Here is a 17,011-nt window from a genome sequence, read left to right as displayed (position 1 = left end):
CGCGATACGCGCGGAGAGTGCGGCGCCTTCAAACCCGCACATCAACCAGGGCGACGCCGTCAGCGTCGTTCTGGGGACGTGCACCACCGCGCCAGACCTCTACATCGCCCAAATCCCCCACCCGCACCCGAAACACATCCAGATGCCTCCACTGCGGCTCCATCAACAGCCGCTCATAACGCTCGTGATGCTTTTTCCAGGTCTTCGCCGCCCACAAAATGATCGACTCGCGACTCAAAAACCCCCGCGCCAGACTCTCCACATTGCCGTTGCACACCACCTCTCCCGTCACCCCGCGCCGCAACGTCCGCACCACGATCTGCGACATCACCTGCCAGAAAGGAAGATCCAGCCACACCACCGCCTCCGCACGCCCCCACACCACATCCCGCACCACCGAGTAGTTCCCATCCACCACCCAACGCGCCCCGCGCGTCGCCGCTTCCACATCCTCGCAAAACGCCTCCCGAGAGCGCTCCTGCCACCCCGGAAGCCACTGCAGGCGATCGAGCTCCACGTGACGATTCTCCGTCTGCCACGCCAGCCGGTTGGCCAGGGTCGACTTCCCGGACCCAGACGTCCCCACCACCACATAGCGATCATAAGGGATACCGTCGGCGCGGTAGAGGGTCTCAAGCGTCATAATCTTCTCCTGTGCGTCACATGCATCCATCCTCTCGCTGCTTACGTCAACGCGCGCCTCAACACCACCCCCATCACCTCGACGCGCTTGACCTCACTGCCCCGCTCACAGTTGGCATGCTAACCTTAGTCCATCCCCACGATCGCCCAACCCCTCGCCAGGAACGCCCCATGCGCCTCCCCAGCCTCGCGCTCCTCATCACAATCCTCACCGCCTGCTCCACCCCCACGCCAACCGATCCCCCCGCCCAACCCGAAACGCCCGCAACCCCTGCCCCCGCAGACCTCACCCTCCCCACGCCCCAACCTCCCCCGCCCACCACCAACCCCGGCGAAGATCGCATCCCGCCTGCCCCGGCCCCACCCGACGCCCACACCACCCCCGAAACTGTCGACGAGCCCGCCCCCTCCGACGCCCCCACCACCGAGCCGCACCCCACCCGCTGCCAGACGTCCAACGACTGCGTCGCCATCAACCTCACGCGCGCGTGCTGCAGCGCCTGCACCGACGTCGCCTTTCACCGCGACTTCATCCCCCACCTGCGCGCCTACTGCGACGCCAACCCCGAGCTGCGCTCCCAATGCCCGGCCCTGGGCTGCGCCTACGAGCCCGCCACCGCCGCCTGCATCAAGGGGCACTGCCAGGCCATCACGACCGACGCGTCGATCTTCGGCATGTGAGAACGCTAAAAAGCACGCCCCAAACCCCAGAGAACCCGGGCGCATCCAGGGCAACGCCTGGCAAGGAGCCAGGACGAAGCTATAACAACACCACCACGAGTCCCTGACGACGCCATCAGCGTTGTCCTGGCGCACGCCTCCCAACCCGACCGTATCCAGGGCGGCGCCTGACAAGGAGGTAGGGATGAAGCTGTAGCAGCGCTACTGCGAATCCCTGACGACGCCGTCAGCGTCGTCCTGGGGCGGTCGGCACCCGGCCGCATCCAGGGCGAAGCCCAGCAAGGAGCCAGGACGAAGCTATAACAACACCACCACGAGTCCCTGACGACGCCATCAGCGTTGTCCTGGCGCACGCCTCCCAACCCGACCGTATCCAGGGCGGCGCCTGACAAGGAGGCAGGGATGAAGCTGTAGCAGCGCTACTGCGAATCCCTGACGACGCCGTCAGCGTCGTCCTGGGGCGGTCGGCACCGCGAGTCCGCAGCGACGCCGCTGGCTTTGCTCTGGTGCGGTCGGCACCCTATACTCCGGCCGACGTCGCCCTAACGACCGGCTGGCCTGTTTTTCTTATGAATGCCAGCCCCTGGACCTGGAGCCTTGTATGGCTTTGCGTAATGTATTTCTGACCACGCTCCTCGCTGCGCTCACCCTGCCCGCCCTTGCCAGCGCGCAGTACGTCGACCCCAACGACAGCGTGCGTTTTGAGTCGGACCTCTCCAGCGATGAGTTCATGCTCACCGCCCGCGCCCGCGCGGTGGCCGTGCCCGGATTCTTGCTGGGCCTCTTCTTTGAAGAGCACCCCACCCACTGGTCCGACGGGCAGCGCAACCTGAGCTACGGCGCGGAGTTTGTGTGGCGCAAAGACCGCCGCTACGAGCTGAGCGCGGCCTTTGATTACGCCGACCTCTCCATGCCCGAGGCTTTCTGGCAGGAGTCCGGCGACACCGCCCAGCAGGCCGAGTGGACGGAGCTCGATATGCAGGTGGCCTCGGTGGTCTTTTCGGCCTACTGGTATTGGGACGTGCAGCCCTGGTTCTCGCCATTTGTTGGCGGCGGCATCGGCCCGGGCTTTATCCTGGGCGACATCGTGCGCTACCAGCCTCGCCGCAACTCCCCCTGCTACAACAACCTCGGCGGTGGCGCCGGCGAGTCCTTTACGCCGCCGGAATGCCTCACCGAAGGTGGCGAGCCCGACCCCAACGCCATCGACTTCGACAACCCCGAGATCGAGAGCCGCGTGCCCCCGGTGGTGCCCATCATCAACATCAGCGGTGGTATGCGCTTTAACCTGGGCCCACACGCCGTGCTCAAGCTCGAAGCCGGGTTTTATACCTACGTCTTCGCCGGCCTCTCGCTGGGCGGACAGTGGTAAACCCTTGATTCAAAACGAATGTCCGACACAGCAAACTCACCCTCTCACACACCTACGCACTTGAAGGAGTGTTGCATGAACAAGGTCTACGAATCAGCAAGCGCGGCGATCTTCGACATCGAAGACGGCCAGACGCTCATGAGCGGGGGCTTTGGCCTCTGCGGCAACCCGGAGAACCTCATCCGGGCCCTGGCCGAGCGCGGCACCGGCGATCTCACCGTGATCAGCAACAACTGCGGCACCGACCACTACGGTCTGGGGATCCTGCTGCAGAACCGTCAGATCAAAAAAATGATCTCGAGCTACGTCGGTGAGAACAAGAACTTCGAGCAGCAGTTCTTGAGCGGTGAACTGGAAGTCGAGCTCAACCCGCAGGGCACCCTGGCCGAGCGCATCCGCGCCGGCGGCGCGGGCATCCCCGCCTTCTTCACCCCCACCGGCTACGGCACCGTGGTCGCGGACGGCAAAGAGACCCGCGAGTTCGACGGCCGCAACTACGTGCTGGAGACCGCGCTCACCGCCGACTTCGCCTTTGTCAAAGCCTGGAAGGGCGACACCCAGGGTAACCTCATCTTCAAAGCCACCGCCCGCAACTTCAACCCGATGATGGCCGCCGCCGGACGCATCACCATCGCCGAAGTCGAAGAGCTGGTGGAGCCCGGCGAGCTCGACCCGGATCAAATTCACACCCCCGGGGTCTTTGTGCAGCGTATTATCAAGGGTGAGAGCTACGAGAAGTGGATCGAGCAGCGCACCACGCGCCCGCGTCCCGAATAACGCGCTCCTCGAAGCGGCTTCCCTACCCATCTTTCTACGATCTTTACGAGGTCAACGATGAGCTTAACCCGCGAACAACTCGCCATGCGCGCAAGCCAGGAGCTCGAAGACGGCTCCTACGTCAACCTGGGCATCGGCATCCCCACCCTGGTCGCCAACTACATCCCCGAGGGCGTCAACGTCGTCCTGCAGAGCGAAAACGGCCTGATGGGCATCGGCCCCTTCCCCTATGAGGGCGACGAGGATGCCGATCTGATCAACGCCGGCAAACAGACCATCACCACCGTGCCCGGCTCGGCCTTTTTCGACAGCGCCGAGAGCTTTGCCATGATCCGCGGCGGCCACATCGACGTGACCATCCTCGGCGCGATGCAGGTTGGCGAGCGCGGCGACCTGGCCAACTGGATGATCCCGGGCAAGATGGTCAAAGGCATGGGCGGCGCCATGGATCTGGTCAGCGGCGCCAAACGCGTCGTCGTGCTGATGACGCACACCGCCCGCGACGGCTCGCCGAAACTTCTGGCCGAATGCGATCTTCCGCTCACCGGCGTGGGCTGCGTCGACCGCATCATCACCGACCTGGCCGTCTTCGATGTCGAGGGCGACCACCTGGTGCTGCGCGAGCTGGCCGAGGGCGTGACCCTCGACGAGGTCAAAGAGAAGACCCAGGCGCGCTTTGAGGTCGCCGACGATCTCAAGACCATCAGCCTGCGCTGAGCCCCCGCACCACCTCCGCCGCCTGCCATGCGCCCTTTACCCACACATCTCTGTGGGAGTTTCGCGCGGCAGGCGGCGTTGTTTCGCACCACCCTCCCTCCCCACTGCACCTCCCTCCCCACGGACACCCCTGTTTATGAGCACTGAGATCGAAGCGGGCGCGCTGATCGAGTTTTCCACCGGCAACGACCACCGCCTGGGCGTGGTCACCGACACCCTGGGCAAGAAAAAGCTCATCGTCTTAAGCGAGGGCGGCGACGAGATGCGCCCGGCCCGCACCGACGTGACCTTCGAGCTGGGCCGGGCCCCGGCCGACGACGCCCACCGCGCCGGCCAGAAACTCAAGAGCACCGCCGAGGCGCTGGCCGAGCTCAAAAACGAGGTCGACGTCGCCATGCTCTGGGAGTTCGCCCGGGAGTTCGACGAGGCGCAGGGCCCCGGCGCGCTGGCCGAGCTTATGTTCGCCGAAGACAGCCCCAACCACCGCCTGGCGCTGGTGCGCGCGCTGCGCGACGATTCGCTCTACTTTAAGGCCAGGCGCGACGGCACCTTTGAGGCCCGGGACGCCTCCCAGGTCGAGCAGCTCCGCGAACAGGTCGAGGCCGAGGCCCGCAAAGAGGCCGAGCGCGCGCTGGTCTTCGACAAGCTGGCCGACGTCCTCAAAGCCCCCGAAGACGATCGTCCGGCGATGATGCAGGAGGCCATGCGCATCGACCCGCTGCGCGACACGATCTTTTTGCTGCAAGATTTTGCCGCCCACGGCGAAGACTTCACCCACCGCGCCCGCGCCGACGAGGCCCTCGACGAGCTCACAAAAGCCGCCGGCCGCGGCTTCCCCGGCCACAACCACCTCAAAGCGTTTAACCTGATGCGTGAGCTGGGGCTGTGGGACGAGCATTATAACCTGGCGCTGCATCGTTTTCGCATCGACGAGGCGCTCCCTGAAGCAGTGGTCGAAGAAGCCCAGCGCCTGGCCGACACCCCCTTTGAGCCCGAGAGCTGGCGCGTTGATTTGAGCGATCGCTTCTGCCTGACGATCGATGACGCCTCCACCCGCGACATCGACGACGCCCTGGCCATCAACCCCACCGAAGACGGCGGGTGGGAGCTCGACGTGCACATCGCCGACCCCTCGGCGATCGTCCCCCCGGACTCGCTCCTCGACAAAGAGGCGCGCCGCCGCGCCACCTCCGTGTATCTGCCCACCGGCGCCATCCCCATGTTCCCCCTGCAGCTCAGCGAAGATCGCATGAGCCTTATCGAAGGGGAACTTCGCCCGGCCATCACCACCCGCGTGATCTTCAACGCCGAGCTCGAGATCGTCGACACGCAGGTCATCCCCTCGCTTGTGCGCGTCAAACGCCGCCTCACCTACGACGAGGCCGACGCGTTGCTGGCCGGCGAGGGCAACGACCATGTCAGCCAGGTGCTCACGAACCTCCAGCACATCGCCAGCGAGCGCTACGCCTGGCGCGCCGACCAGGGCGCGACCAACTTCGAGATCCCCGAGGCGAAGATCGTCGTCGACACCCACGCCGCTCCTCCCGAAGTGCAGATCGAGACGCTCCCCGCCGACTCCCCCTCCCGCCAGCTGGTCAGCGAGCTGATGGTGCTCTGCAACGAGCACATCGGGCGTTTTTGCGAGCGCAACGAGATCCCCACCATCTACCGCATCCAGGAGTCGCCCGATCTTCCCCTGGACGACGACGAGATCCTGGCCGTCCCCGAGGGTCTGCCCCGCACCTTCGCCACCCTGCGGCGCATGAAACGCGGCGACCTCTCCACCCGCCCCGACAGCCACTTTGGCCTGGGGCTGCACACCTACGTGCAGGCATCGAGCCCGATCCGTCGCTACTCCGATCTCATCTGCCAGCGCCAGCTCAAGGCCCACCTCTCCGGCGAGCCTCTGCCTTATAACGCCGAGGAGATGCTTCAGGTGCTGGCGGCGGTCGAGAGCTCCATCCGCGAGGCCTCGCTCGCCGAGCGCGAGACCAAACGCTACTGGCTCTTCGAGCACCTCAAAGCCACCCGCGGTGAGGTCATGCACGCTATCGTGTTGGAAATAAAAGACGAACGGGCCGGAAGAGCTTCTGTCTTTGTGGAGGAGTGTGCTTACAGATCCAATTGTAGCCTGAAGCAGAAGGCCGCCGTCGGCGATCGCATCGAAGTCGTCGCCGATCGGGTGGACGCGCGTGGCGATCGCCTCTCGCTTCGCCAGCACATCCCGCCCGCCGAGCCTCAGGAGGCCCCCGCCGACTGAGCGTTACGCCGGCGGCATGCTGCTTCTTCACCGCGCGAGGTCCAGCAGTCATCGCGTCTTACCATCGTCTCCTACGGAGGTTCGACCATGACGTATCAAAACAGCTACGAGCTGGAGCTCGACGTGGGCTTCGCCCTGCTCGAACAACTCGAAGGCCCCCAGGGCGCGGCGCGCTACCGCTCCGCTCCCGACGAGGACGCCTTCACCTCACTGATGCTCACCGGCGTCTACGGCGGCGACATCGACCCGGATCGCTCCCAGGAGTTCTGGGTCTACAACATCGTACTGCCCGAAGACCTTGACGAACTCGATGAGGACTTAAAATCCGTGCTCCGCGAGGAGCTCGACAGCCTCTTTGAGGGCTGGGTCTTCGACGAGCGTCGCGGCAAAGTCTACATCCTCGCCGACGGTGAGTCGGCCACGCTCTCCTGAGCGCATCGCACCTGTCCGCCGCCGCTTTCGCCCGCACGCGGGCCGGCGGCGGCGCATTCTTTACGGGTGAAAAATACTCAACGATGGGTTAGGGTTGCCTGGACTTAATTTCCACCCGAGCTGACGCCTGTGCACCGGTGCGTCAGCCTCCAACCGCGGCATGCTCGACGTTCATGGCCATTCTCACTGAAGGAACCGAAGTCGCCGGACGTTTTGTCATCGCCGAGAGGATCGGTGAGGGCGGCATGGGCGCGGTCTACCGCGCGTTGCAGACCTCGCTCGATCGCGAGGTCGCGCTCAAAGTCCTGCACTCCGATGCGGCCTTCACGCCGCGTGCGCGCCGCCGCTTTGGTCGAGAAGCCCGGGCGGTCGCCAGGCTCAACCACCCCCACATCGCCAGCGTCTTCGACTTTGGCACCGACAACGACGACCAGACCTTATGGCTGGCCATGGAGTTGGTCGACGGCCACGGGCTCTCGCCACTTAAACGCGAGCCCATCGACATCCTGCGCATCGTCTCGCTCAGCGATCAGATCTTGAGCGCGCTCAGCGCTGCGCACGCCCGCGGCATCATCCACCGCGACTTAAAACCCTCCAACATCCTGGTGACCCGCGACGACGCCGGCCGCGAGATCATCAAGCTGGTCGACTTCGGCCTGGCCGCCACCCGCTCCGGCGACGACAGCGGCCTGGGCCTGGCCGGCGCCCCCGGCGGCCTCGATGACGAAGACAGCGAGACCGCCGCCGGAAAACGCGTCATCCTGGGCACCCCGCGCTACATGGCCCCCGAGCTCTTCCGCCGCCAGCCGGTGGAACCCCGCGTCGATCTTTACGCGCTGGGCGTGATCCTCTTTGAGATCTTCTCGGGCATGCCCCCCTACCCCGGCGATGAGCCCCGCGAGGTGATGCGCGGCCACCTGCGCGCGCCCATCCCCCGGCTGCGCTCGCGCGAAGGCGACCTCCCCGCAGAGCTTGAGCGCACCATCTACCGACTGCTCGCCAAAAACCCCGCCGAGCGCTACCAGACCGCCGCCGAGGTGCGCGACGCCCTGCAGGCGGTCATCAACGAGTTCAGCTACGTCCCCTGGATGGTCACCGGCCCGAGGCTCGGGGATCCGGGCCTGGGCGCCCACCCCGGCAACCTCTCCCACGCCGGCTTCTTAAGCGGCTACGGCGGTCAAACCATCCCCCCCTCCCACCTCCTCGCCGGCGACACCTCCCGCCACGGCCCCGGCGGTGTGCCCCAGGCCCCGCTCGTCGGCCGCGAACGCGAGCGACGCCTCATTGAGCGCCAGGTCCGCCAGACCGTCAGCGTCGGCCAGGGCGGCGTCCTATTTCTGGAGGGCGAAGCCGGCATCGGCAAAAGCCGCCTGCTGGAGTGGGCCCGTGTCCGTATTGAAGAAGCCGGCGTCATGCGCGTCGCCTCCGGCTCCCACGCCCGGGGCAACACCAGCTTCGGCGGCATGCGCCAGATCCTGCAGACCATCCTGCAGACCACCGACATCCACATCGACAACCTCCCCGAGCACCTCGCCGCCCGCCTGGGCCCCTGGGGTTTCTCGGCCGAAGAAGCCGACCTCTGCCTCCAGCTGATGAGCCCCGGCGGCGAGAGCGCTATCTTCGAGGAGCGCGACTCCGGCGAGCGCCGCCTCTCGGTCCAGGAGCGCGTCTTCGCCATGATCGAGCGCGTGCTGCGCGAGGCCGGCAAAGAAAAACCCTGGCTCATCGTCCTCGAAGATCTCCACTACAGCGGCGATGAGACCTTCGCGTTTCTGCAGCACCTCGCCGTCGGCATGCACCTCGACCCGATGCCCGTGCTCATCGTCGCCACCCTGCGCGCCGAAGAGGTCGATCAGGTCCCCGAGATGCGCTACGCCCTGGAGCGCCTGGAGCGCCTGGGCCCCGAAAACGTCCTGCGCATCCCGCTGAGCCACCTCGACCCCTCCGACGCCAGCTCCCTGGTGCTCAAGATCGCCCCGGTCGACGACGCCCTGGCCCGCCAGATCGCGCAACGCGCCAGCGGCAACCCCCTGCACATCACGCAGATCCTGGGCTACCTCCAGGAGAGCGGCAAACTGCAATGGGAGAGCGGCGAGTGGAAGTTGGCCCCCGGCGTCGACATCCAGCATGAGCTCCCCGAAGAGCTCGCCGAGCTGATGCGCTACCGCCTCAACCGCCTGGCCAACCGCAGCGAAGACGCCGAGGCCACCCGCGCCATCCTCGACCGCGCCGCCATTCTGGGCACCGGCTTCGACTACGCGTTGCTCCGCGCCTTCCTCGGCGCCGAAGACAACGCCCCCTGGCTCGACCGCCTCGACGAAGTCCTCGAAGCGCTCGTCGAACAGGGCTTTTTGCGCGAAGTCGGCAAGGGCGGCCGCGACGTCCTCGAGTTTGCCCACGTGGTCATGCGCGACGTACTCCTCAAAGAGATGGAAGGCCGCCGCAGCCTGCGCCACCTCCATCGCCTGGCCGCCGCAGCCAAGAAAACCTACTATGGCAAACGCGCCCGTGAGCGCGCCATGGAGCTCGTCGACCACTACCGCCACGCCCGCGAGCCCTCCGGCGTCTACGCCTTCACCGTCAAGGCCGCCCGAGCCGCCGCCGAAGGCGCCGACCTCAAACGCGCCATGGCGCTCTACCGCGACGCCAAACAGCTCGCCGACACCGATCAGGTCTCCATCGAGAGCCCGCTGATTCAGGACGTCTCCGGGGTCTTAAGCTCCGAAGAAGTCGCCCTGGAGGTCGCCCACCTGGAGCGCCGCGTCGGCGAGTACGACTCCGCCCGCGAGCACTACCGCCGCCTGCTCGGCGACCAGAGCCCGGCTGTGGCCCTCTGGGCCCGCTGGGGCCTCGGCGAGCTCAGCCGCCTGCAGGGCGACCTCGACGAGGCCCGCACCTGGTTTGAAGCAGCGCGCCGCGAAGTCAAAGACATCTGGCAGACCCTGCGCACCCGCGACATCCGCCAGACCCTGCAGGTCGTCGACACTTACGCCCTCTTCGGCCTGGGCCGCCTGGCCCACGCCCAGGGACTTCTGCCCGAGGCCCAGCGTCTTCTCGAAGACGGCCTGGAGCGCGCCCAGAAGATCCAGCACCGCGTGCTCGAAGCCTCCATGCTCCGCCTGCTCACCGACGTCTTCTGGCGCCAGGGCAACGCGCGCAGAGCCGAGGTCTTCTTCCGCCGCGCTGCCATCCTCGAAGAGAGCCTGGGCGACGCCGAAGCCCTGGCCTTCGGCCAGCGCCTGGCCGCCGACTTCCTGCGTGAAGTCGGCCAGCCCAAAAAAGCTCTCGACCTGGCCACCCGCGCGCTGGAGCAAGCCGAGAGCCTCGGCCAACGCCACGACGCCGCCTACTGCCAGCTCACCCTGGGCAAACTCGCCTACTCCCGCGCCGACTTCAAAGCCGCGGCCAAACACCTGCGCCACGCCCACACCACCTTTGAAGCCATGCGCGACCGCCACGGCATCGCCCACTGCAACCGCGCCCTGGCCATGCTCGCCTTCGCCGTGGACCGCCACCGCGAGACCCACACCCTGATCACCGAAGCGATGGAGGGCTACCGCGCCTTAAGCGATCGCCACGGCCTGACCTGCGCACGCCTGCTCCTTGGCCGTCTGGAGCTCGCCGTCGACAAGCCCGACCGCGCCCTCAAGACCCTCACCGACGCCGTCCAACACTTCGACCGCATCGGCGAACGCCGCCTGGTCAGCTGCGCGCGCGCCTTCTACGCCCTGGCGCTCCTGCTGAACGGCGTACACGGTGAAGCCATGCTCGTCGTCGACCAGCTCCTCAACGACGCCCCCGAGCTCGCGCTCGCTGAAGAGAGCTTCGCCGACGCTTTTGACAAAGTCGCCGCCCTCATTGAAGATGAGCGCCCCGATCTGGCCGCGCGCCTGCGCGAGCTCGCCACCGAGACCTCCCAGCGCCTGGGACGACCGGTCGCAGCAACGGTCTGACGTCACCCCTTTTGATCCTCTCCATGATGCAGCCCCCCTCGTCTCCGAACTTCGCGGCGGCGTTTCCCTTTGTTTTGACCTGAGAGCACCCCCGATGAATCAGGATCAGCTCGAACACAAGCTCATCCCCTACGTGCTCACCACCGCGCGTAACCTCCCCTTCCTCGATCTGGAGGTCGACATCGGTCGCCCTCTGGAGGTGCTCCGCGTCGAAGACGATCAAAATGGCGAGTTTTGCTCGATCCTCAACCGCTCCAATCAGGAGGCCTTCGGCGGTCCCGACTCCATGGGCATGCCCCTGTGGGTGATGCTCGACTGCGCCATCCTCCCCTCGGCCGTCATCGGCTTTATGCTGCCCCGCGCCGACACCCCGCCCTCCATCCTCGAAAAACTCGACATCGACGATGATTACGAGGGCTTTGTCCCCATCTCCGAATACTGCGCCTGCCCCACCGTCGAGGCCGACTGTGTGAGCGGCTTCTCTCTGCACAGCCACCTGATGGGCCAGGGAATCGCCACCCGCACCAAGGCGCTGGCGCTGGCCATTTACAAAGCCCGCTTCCAGGTCGGTGTGACCCAGTTCTACAACCCGGCCATCCGCGTGCACGTGCGTTTTGGCGCGATGGAGATGACCATCCATCGCCCCAGCGTGCACACCTACCCCGAAGACAGCTTCGTCTACCGCCTGGAGCTGCCCTCCCGCGAGGTGCTCGTCAACATGGCCCGCGGCGACGATGTCTTCGGGCAAAGCAACATCCCCGAAGGCGTACGCTGGGAGTTCGACCCGAACAACGAGATGATGCAGGGCCGCCTCGCCCGCCATCTTCAGGAGGGCGGCCGCGCCTGGCTCATCCCGCCGGGCTGGCGCGCCAGCGACGACGGCTGTGAGCTTCACATGGTCCTGGACGCCTAATGGCCACCAGCTACGAACTCAAGCAACACGTCGAAACCCTGCTCGATGACGAGCGCGGCACCATCTTCAAAGAGGCGCCTCACCGCGTCGCGCTCGTCTACCCCTCGCCCTACCGTGTGGGAATGAGCTCACTGGGCTTTCAGACGATCTACCGCGTGCTCAACCAGCGCGACGACATCGTCTGCGAGCGCAGCTTCTTGCCCGACGATCCCGACCTCTACCGCCAGTCCAACACCCCGCTCTTCACCTACGAGTCGGAGACCCCGGTGGGCGACTGCGACGTCATCGCCTTCTCGCTCTCCTACGAGCTTGAACTCATCGGCATCATGACCTGCCTGGAGCTGGCCGCCATCCCGATTCGTGCCGCCGACCGTGGCGAGAACTGGCCGCTCGTGATCATCGGCGGCCCCATCACCTTCTCCAACCCCCTGCCAGCCGGTCCCTTCGCCGACGTCATCGTGATGGGCGAGGGCGAAGAGCTCATCAACGTGCTCATCGACTGGTGGAAAGACTACGACGATCGCGAGCGCTACCTGCGCGACGTCGCGATGCTCCCGGGCGTCTACGTCCCCTCGATCCACGGGGAAACCTTCCGCACCGTGGCCCAGGCCCGCGACACCTGCCTGCCGGCCTACAGCCCCATCATCACGCCGCACACCGAGCTCAGTTCGATGCACCTGGTCGAGAACGGGCGCGGCTGCCACCGCGGCTGCTCCTTCTGCGTGATGCGCCGCACCACCAACGGCGGCATGCGCGCGGTCGCCCCCGAGCGCGTGCTGGGCACCGTCCCCGACTACGCCACCCGCGTGGGTCTTGTGGGCGCCGCAACCAGCGACCACCCCAAGATTCTTGATATTTTACGCGCACTTGTCGACTCCGGACGCGAAGTTGGCCTCTCCAGCCTGCGCGCCGATCGCCTCGGTGACGAGTTCGTGGGCCTGCTCGCAAAAGGCGGCGCCCGCACCCTCACCGTGGCCAGCGACGGCTCCAGCCAGCGCATGCGCGATTTTGCCAAAAAGCACATCAAAGAGAAGCATCTTCGCCGCTGCGCCGAGCTTGTGCGCGACCACAACATGAAGCTGCTCAAGCTCTACATGGTCATCGGCTACCCCGGCGAGACCCTCGACGATATGGACGAGATGATCGACTTAATGCTCGAGCTCTCCTCCATCTGCAAAGTCGCGCTCGGCATGAGCCCGCTCGTCGCCAAGAAGAACACCCCCCTCGATGGCTCACCTTTTGAAGATCACAAGAGCCTGGAGACCAAGATCAAACACGTGCACAAGAAGCTCGGCCGCAAGGTCGACATCCGGGCCACCTCGGTGCGCTGGTCCTGGATCGAGCACGAGATCTCTCAAGGCGGCTTTGATATGGCCGACGCCGCCGAAGCCGCCTACAAAAACGGCGCGGGCTACAGCGCCTGGAAGCGCGCCATCCGCGACCACAAAAAAGGCGCCACCCCGCTGCGCATCCCCGCCAGCGAGCGTCTTCAGCCAGGCGCCATCCTCCCCGACGAGCTCGCCAGTATCTAAGCGCAAATAAGCGCAGAGCCTCACTCGCAGCCGCCAGCCTGATGCGCCTGCAACGCGATGCGCACCCGTCCGATCGGCGCCAGAAAGGCCATCTCCACCGGCAACGCACGCTCCGAGAGCTCCATCCAGATCGCCCCCAGCTCCTCCGCCCCCTGCCCCGAGGGACGCGCGACCTGCTCCGCGCCATGACTCAAATACGTGCGCCGCAACACAAAGCGCTGCGCCCTCACCGACCCCAACGGCGTCCAGCGCTCCTCCACCTCGGCCGGGATCGCGTCGAGATACACGAGCTTCCAGCCGTCCCACACCACAAAACGCTGCCGTGTCTCCAACGCCTCGCCACGCCCCACCCGCTCCCGCAACGCCAGCATCCAGCTCAACAGGTCGTGACCACGCCCCGGCAAGAGCGCCTGCTCACGCCGCGTCACCCCTCGAAACTCCCACTCGGTACGCACCCGGGGCTCCGCCGCGAATTGACTTCGGTAGCGGCGCGGCACCCCATCCTCTTCGATAAACGTCTGCGCCCGCACCGCCCCCTCTCCCACGCGAGTCACCGTATCGAGCTGCACCCTGAAGGGGTGCACCTGGCTGGCCATCCCCCGACTCCTCGCAAAGAGCCGACCCCGCCGCTCCTCCTCGCCACACCCCACCTCCAGCGCCAAATCCGCCAGGTGCGCCGGTCCGTAGCTCACCCGGTAGCGCGCCCGCTCCCCCGGCTCCGCAGCCTCGGCCGCAGCCGGAGGCGTCGCCCAGAACGCCACCAGCGCCAACGCCGCGATCACCGCGCCCCGCCTGGCTCTCATCAACTTTTCTGAGCGCACACTTCGCCTCACTGCCCAACAAAAAAGCGGGCAAGCCCGCGAGAAACTCGCCGCTTGCCCGCTCCTACTTCAGACGAACATATCGCTCAGTTCTTCAACGCCGCCAGCGTATCGGCCGAGTCAGCGCCGGCATCCGCCGCCACCGTGTTGCAATAGACGCGAGTCTGCGAGAACGTCAAAAACTGGATCCCGAAGAGCATCCGGCTCTCCAGCACGCCGGCCCCGTTGGGGCAGGTCGCCTCAAGATCGACTGGACTGTTCACCGAGAAGAGCCCCAGGATGTGAATACGAAGCTCTTCGGCATCCGGCGTCGACTTCGACGGGTTATAATCCGGCGAGGTCACGATGCGGTTGTGGAAACACCCCGTGGAGGGGAAGGCCAGAGCCGCGACGAGCGCAAGCATAACAAAACGTGCCATGATACTACCTCCTCGATGGTGGGTTAGATGAAGTCCGACTTGAACTCGCTCTGCATGACTTCGCCGGTGTCGCCATCGACGACCTCATGTCCGACGACGGCGTCGTCTTCATCGAGGTAGAAGTTGTGCGCGGTGCCCGAAGCGCAGGTCACCCGCACGGTGTTCGGCGTGTAGATCGAAAGCGTGATGCAGCCGATGCACTGGTTCCCGAAGGTGTGCACCGTCTCCACGCTCTTCACCGGACCGTTGCAGAGCTCATGGCCCACCACAGGACGATCGTTGCGATCAACCAGCCCGTAAATCAGGAAGGTGCGCGACTCTTCCATCACGCGACCATCGGCCTGACGGCTGGGGTAATCAAAGGTGTTGCTGTAACACCCGGTGGAGCCGACGAGCAAAAGCGCCAGCATCGCCACCATCATCAGAACATTTCGATTCATGGTGCCCTCATTTCATCGTGGACGACAGATCGAGCAGGCTCGATCCAACTTCAACATCAGAGAAGACGCCGCGCCCGAACTACGCGCGCTTCGCCTTCGATTCCCAAACACTGCATACTTACAGGTCGCGTGGATACCATGCGGGTGATCGGGGTGTCAAACCACAGCCCCCGATCCTCACTCGCCACGCCTCAACAAAAAAACGCGCCCCACCTCCCCACAGGTGCGACGCGCTTTGATTTCAACAGCAGCATCGAGAGGCAGACCTCCCGATACGCTGCGATCGTTCGAGACTCGACTTACTCGACGAGCGTGATCACCGCACAGCCCGCACGCGCGCCGGCGGCGCCGGTGGGCTGGCTGACCAGATCATCTTCGCCCTCATGCACGATCATCGCCTGACCGGCCACGTTGTTCTCGCCTTCGCTCAGGCTGATCATCGTGTCGACGAAGCTGAACTCGGCCACGCCCTCTTCGTTGGCGGTGATGTTGCCAAAGTCGCCGGCGTGACGGGCCGTGTGCTCATTCGCCGGCCCACCATGCTCATGGGAGCCCGGGTTGAAGTGACCACCGGCCGAGGTGAAGTCGGGCGCCTCACACACCGTGTTCTCATGCACGTGGAAGCCGTGCAGCCCGGGCGTCAGACCGCTGACCATGCCCGAGACCTGCACGCCGCCGCCGGCAACTTCTTTAAACATCACCTGGCCGATCTCTTCGCCTTCGCCATTGATCACGCGGGCGGTGGCCTCCATCAACTCACCGTCCTCGGCGGGCTCCTCGGCCATCGCGCCGTGGTCGTCGCCTTCAGCGTGCTCCATCTCACCGCCTTGCACACCCTCTTCGGGGGCGCTCTCCTCGGTGGCAGGCTGCTCGCTCACGCTCTCATCATCGGTCGGCTGCGAAGAGCTGCACGCCGCGCTCGCAAACACGCCGGCGCTCAGAAGGCTCATCATCAAAAGTCGCATCATCTTCATACTTACCTCTCCAGGTCATGGGTACTTCGATGGTTCATCATCAACAGGTGCGGGCCGGCCCTGTAATTAAACGCCCACCCACATAAAGCAAGTTCTACACTCAGCCGCACGCTTTAGTCGACCAGCCGATCCTCAATCCAGCGCATCACCACATCGGGCCCATCGATGCCGTCGAGCCGGCTCATCTCCTGAATGCCGGTGGGGCTGGTGACGTTGACCTCGGTGAGGCGCTCGCCAATCAGGTCGAGGCCCACAAAGTAGAGCCCGTCTTGTTTGAGGCGCGGCCCGACCGCCTCGCAGATCTCGCGCTCCCGCGCGCTGAGCGAAGTCTTCTCTACGCGCCCGCCGACGTGAATATTGCTGCGATGCTCCTGCTCCAGTGGCACGCGCAGAATCGCGCCGAGCGGCTCGCCATTGAGCATGATCACGCGCTTATCGCCCTGGCGCGCCGCCGGCAAATACTCCTGCACCATCACCCGTTTCGTGCCCCCGGCGGTGGAGACCTCGATCATCGCGTTGAGGTTGCGATCCTCGGTGCCGATCACAAAGATCCCCGAGCCCCCGTGCCCGTCGAGTGGCTTGAGCACCGCACGACCGCCCACCTCCTCGGCAAAGCTCTTAATCGCCTCGGCGTGGCTCGACACCAGCGTTTTGGGCGTATGCTCGCTGAAATGCAGCGCGTAGAGCTTCTCGTTGGCGTCGCGAAGCCCACGCGGGCGATTGAGCACCAGCGTGCCCCGCTCCTCGGCCAGCTCCAGCAGCATCGCCTCATAGAGGTACGTGTCATCAAAGGGCGGATCTTTGCGCATCCACACCGCGTCGACCTCATCGAGCGAGACGTGGCGCGCCTCCCCAAAGCTCACCGCGTTACCCGGCTCCTGACGCAGCTCCACCGGCTGAATCGTCGCAAAGGCCTCATCGCCACGGGCCTCCAGCGACCCCGGGCGCACATAAAAGACCTCGTGGCCGCGGGCCTGAGCGCCCAGCATCAACGCGAAGGTCGTGTCCGCAAAGACGTTGACCTGGCTTAAAGGGTCCATCACATAGGCGATCTTCATAGATCCTCGTGTCTGCGCAT

Annotated in this window: 15 protein-coding genes; 9 read left to right on the top strand and 6 right to left on the bottom strand. The window is 65.5% G+C overall.

Annotation, left to right across the window (positions count from 1 at the left end):
• Positions 1–28: 28 nt before the first annotated feature.
• Positions 29–643: a hypothetical protein gene (locus FRC96_RS04360; protein WP_146973133.1), complete on the bottom strand. Its 615-nt coding sequence runs from the start codon at positions 641–643 to the stop codon at positions 29–31.
• Positions 644–813: 170 nt separating this feature from the next.
• Between FRC96_RS04360 and FRC96_RS22610 the strand changes: the two genes are divergently transcribed.
• The 9 genes from FRC96_RS22610 to FRC96_RS04315 all read left to right on the top strand — a co-directional run bounded on the left by FRC96_RS22610 (position 814) and on the right by FRC96_RS04315 (position 13,279).
• A complete protein-coding gene (locus tag FRC96_RS22610; protein WP_146973130.1) occupies positions 814–1,323 on the top strand; it encodes a hypothetical protein in 510 nt (169 codons plus the stop codon).
• A 601-nt stretch (positions 1,324–1,924) separates the two neighbouring features.
• Positions 1,925–2,695, top strand: a complete 771-nt coding sequence (locus FRC96_RS04350; protein ID WP_146973127.1) for a hypothetical protein — start codon at positions 1,925–1,927, stop codon at positions 2,693–2,695.
• A 75-nt stretch (positions 2,696–2,770) separates the two neighbouring features.
• On the top strand, positions 2,771–3,472 hold the full coding sequence (locus FRC96_RS04345) for a CoA transferase subunit A (RefSeq protein WP_146973124.1): 702 nt from the start codon (positions 2,771–2,773) through the stop codon (positions 3,470–3,472).
• 57 nt (positions 3,473–3,529) lie between these two features.
• Positions 3,530–4,189: a CoA transferase subunit B gene (locus tag FRC96_RS04340; protein ID WP_146973121.1), complete on the top strand. Its 660-nt coding sequence runs from the start codon at positions 3,530–3,532 to the stop codon at positions 4,187–4,189.
• A 136-nt stretch (positions 4,190–4,325) separates the two neighbouring features.
• Complete coding sequence (locus FRC96_RS04335) at positions 4,326–6,449, top strand: ribonuclease catalytic domain-containing protein (RefSeq protein ID WP_146973119.1); 2,124 nt, start codon at positions 4,326–4,328, stop codon at positions 6,447–6,449.
• Positions 6,450–6,536: 87 nt separating this feature from the next.
• Positions 6,537–6,881: a hypothetical protein gene (locus FRC96_RS04330; RefSeq protein ID WP_146973116.1), complete on the top strand. Its 345-nt coding sequence runs from the start codon at positions 6,537–6,539 to the stop codon at positions 6,879–6,881.
• A gap of 173 nt (positions 6,882–7,054) precedes the next feature.
• Positions 7,055–10,834: a serine/threonine-protein kinase gene (locus FRC96_RS04325; RefSeq protein WP_146973113.1), complete on the top strand. Its 3,780-nt coding sequence runs from the start codon at positions 7,055–7,057 to the stop codon at positions 10,832–10,834.
• A 94-nt stretch (positions 10,835–10,928) separates the two neighbouring features.
• Positions 10,929–11,747 (top strand): hypothetical protein, encoded by an 819-nt coding sequence (locus tag FRC96_RS04320; protein WP_146973111.1) that lies wholly within the window; start codon positions 10,929–10,931, stop codon positions 11,745–11,747.
• Positions 11,747–13,279 carry a radical SAM protein gene (locus FRC96_RS04315; RefSeq protein ID WP_146973109.1) on the top strand — a complete coding sequence of 511 codons (1,533 nt, stop codon included), beginning with the start codon at positions 11,747–11,749 and terminating at the stop codon, positions 13,277–13,279. Before FRC96_RS04320 ends, FRC96_RS04315 begins: the two co-directional genes overlap by 1 nt.
• A gap of 20 nt (positions 13,280–13,299) precedes the next feature.
• Here FRC96_RS04315 and FRC96_RS04310 read toward each other — a convergent pair whose 3' ends face one another.
• The 5 genes from FRC96_RS04310 to gshB all read right to left on the bottom strand — a co-directional run bounded on the left by FRC96_RS04310 (position 13,300) and on the right by gshB (position 16,991).
• Complete coding sequence (locus FRC96_RS04310) at positions 13,300–14,082, bottom strand: DUF3108 domain-containing protein (RefSeq protein WP_146973106.1); 783 nt, start codon at positions 14,080–14,082, stop codon at positions 13,300–13,302.
• Between the two features lie 104 nt (positions 14,083–14,186).
• A complete protein-coding gene (locus tag FRC96_RS04305; protein ID WP_146973104.1) occupies positions 14,187–14,519 on the bottom strand; it encodes a hypothetical protein in 333 nt (110 codons plus the stop codon).
• 23 nt (positions 14,520–14,542) lie between these two features.
• A complete protein-coding gene (locus tag FRC96_RS04300; protein WP_146973101.1) occupies positions 14,543–14,959 on the bottom strand; it encodes a Bor/Iss family lipoprotein in 417 nt (138 codons plus the stop codon).
• Between the two features lie 299 nt (positions 14,960–15,258).
• Positions 15,259–15,933: a superoxide dismutase family protein gene (locus FRC96_RS04295; RefSeq protein ID WP_146973099.1), complete on the bottom strand. Its 675-nt coding sequence runs from the start codon at positions 15,931–15,933 to the stop codon at positions 15,259–15,261.
• A gap of 113 nt (positions 15,934–16,046) precedes the next feature.
• Entirely contained in the window at positions 16,047–16,991 is a 945-nt protein-coding gene (gene gshB, locus FRC96_RS04290) for a glutathione synthase (RefSeq protein ID WP_146973096.1), read from the bottom strand.
• Positions 16,992–17,011 lie beyond the last annotated feature (20 nt).

Source organism: Lujinxingia vulgaris (assembly GCF_007997005.1).
GTDB lineage: Bacteria > Myxococcota_A > Bradymonadia > Bradymonadales > Bradymonadaceae > Lujinxingia.
The sequence above is the reverse complement of the archived record's forward strand: the minus strand, read 5'-3'. Positions and strand labels throughout refer to the sequence as shown.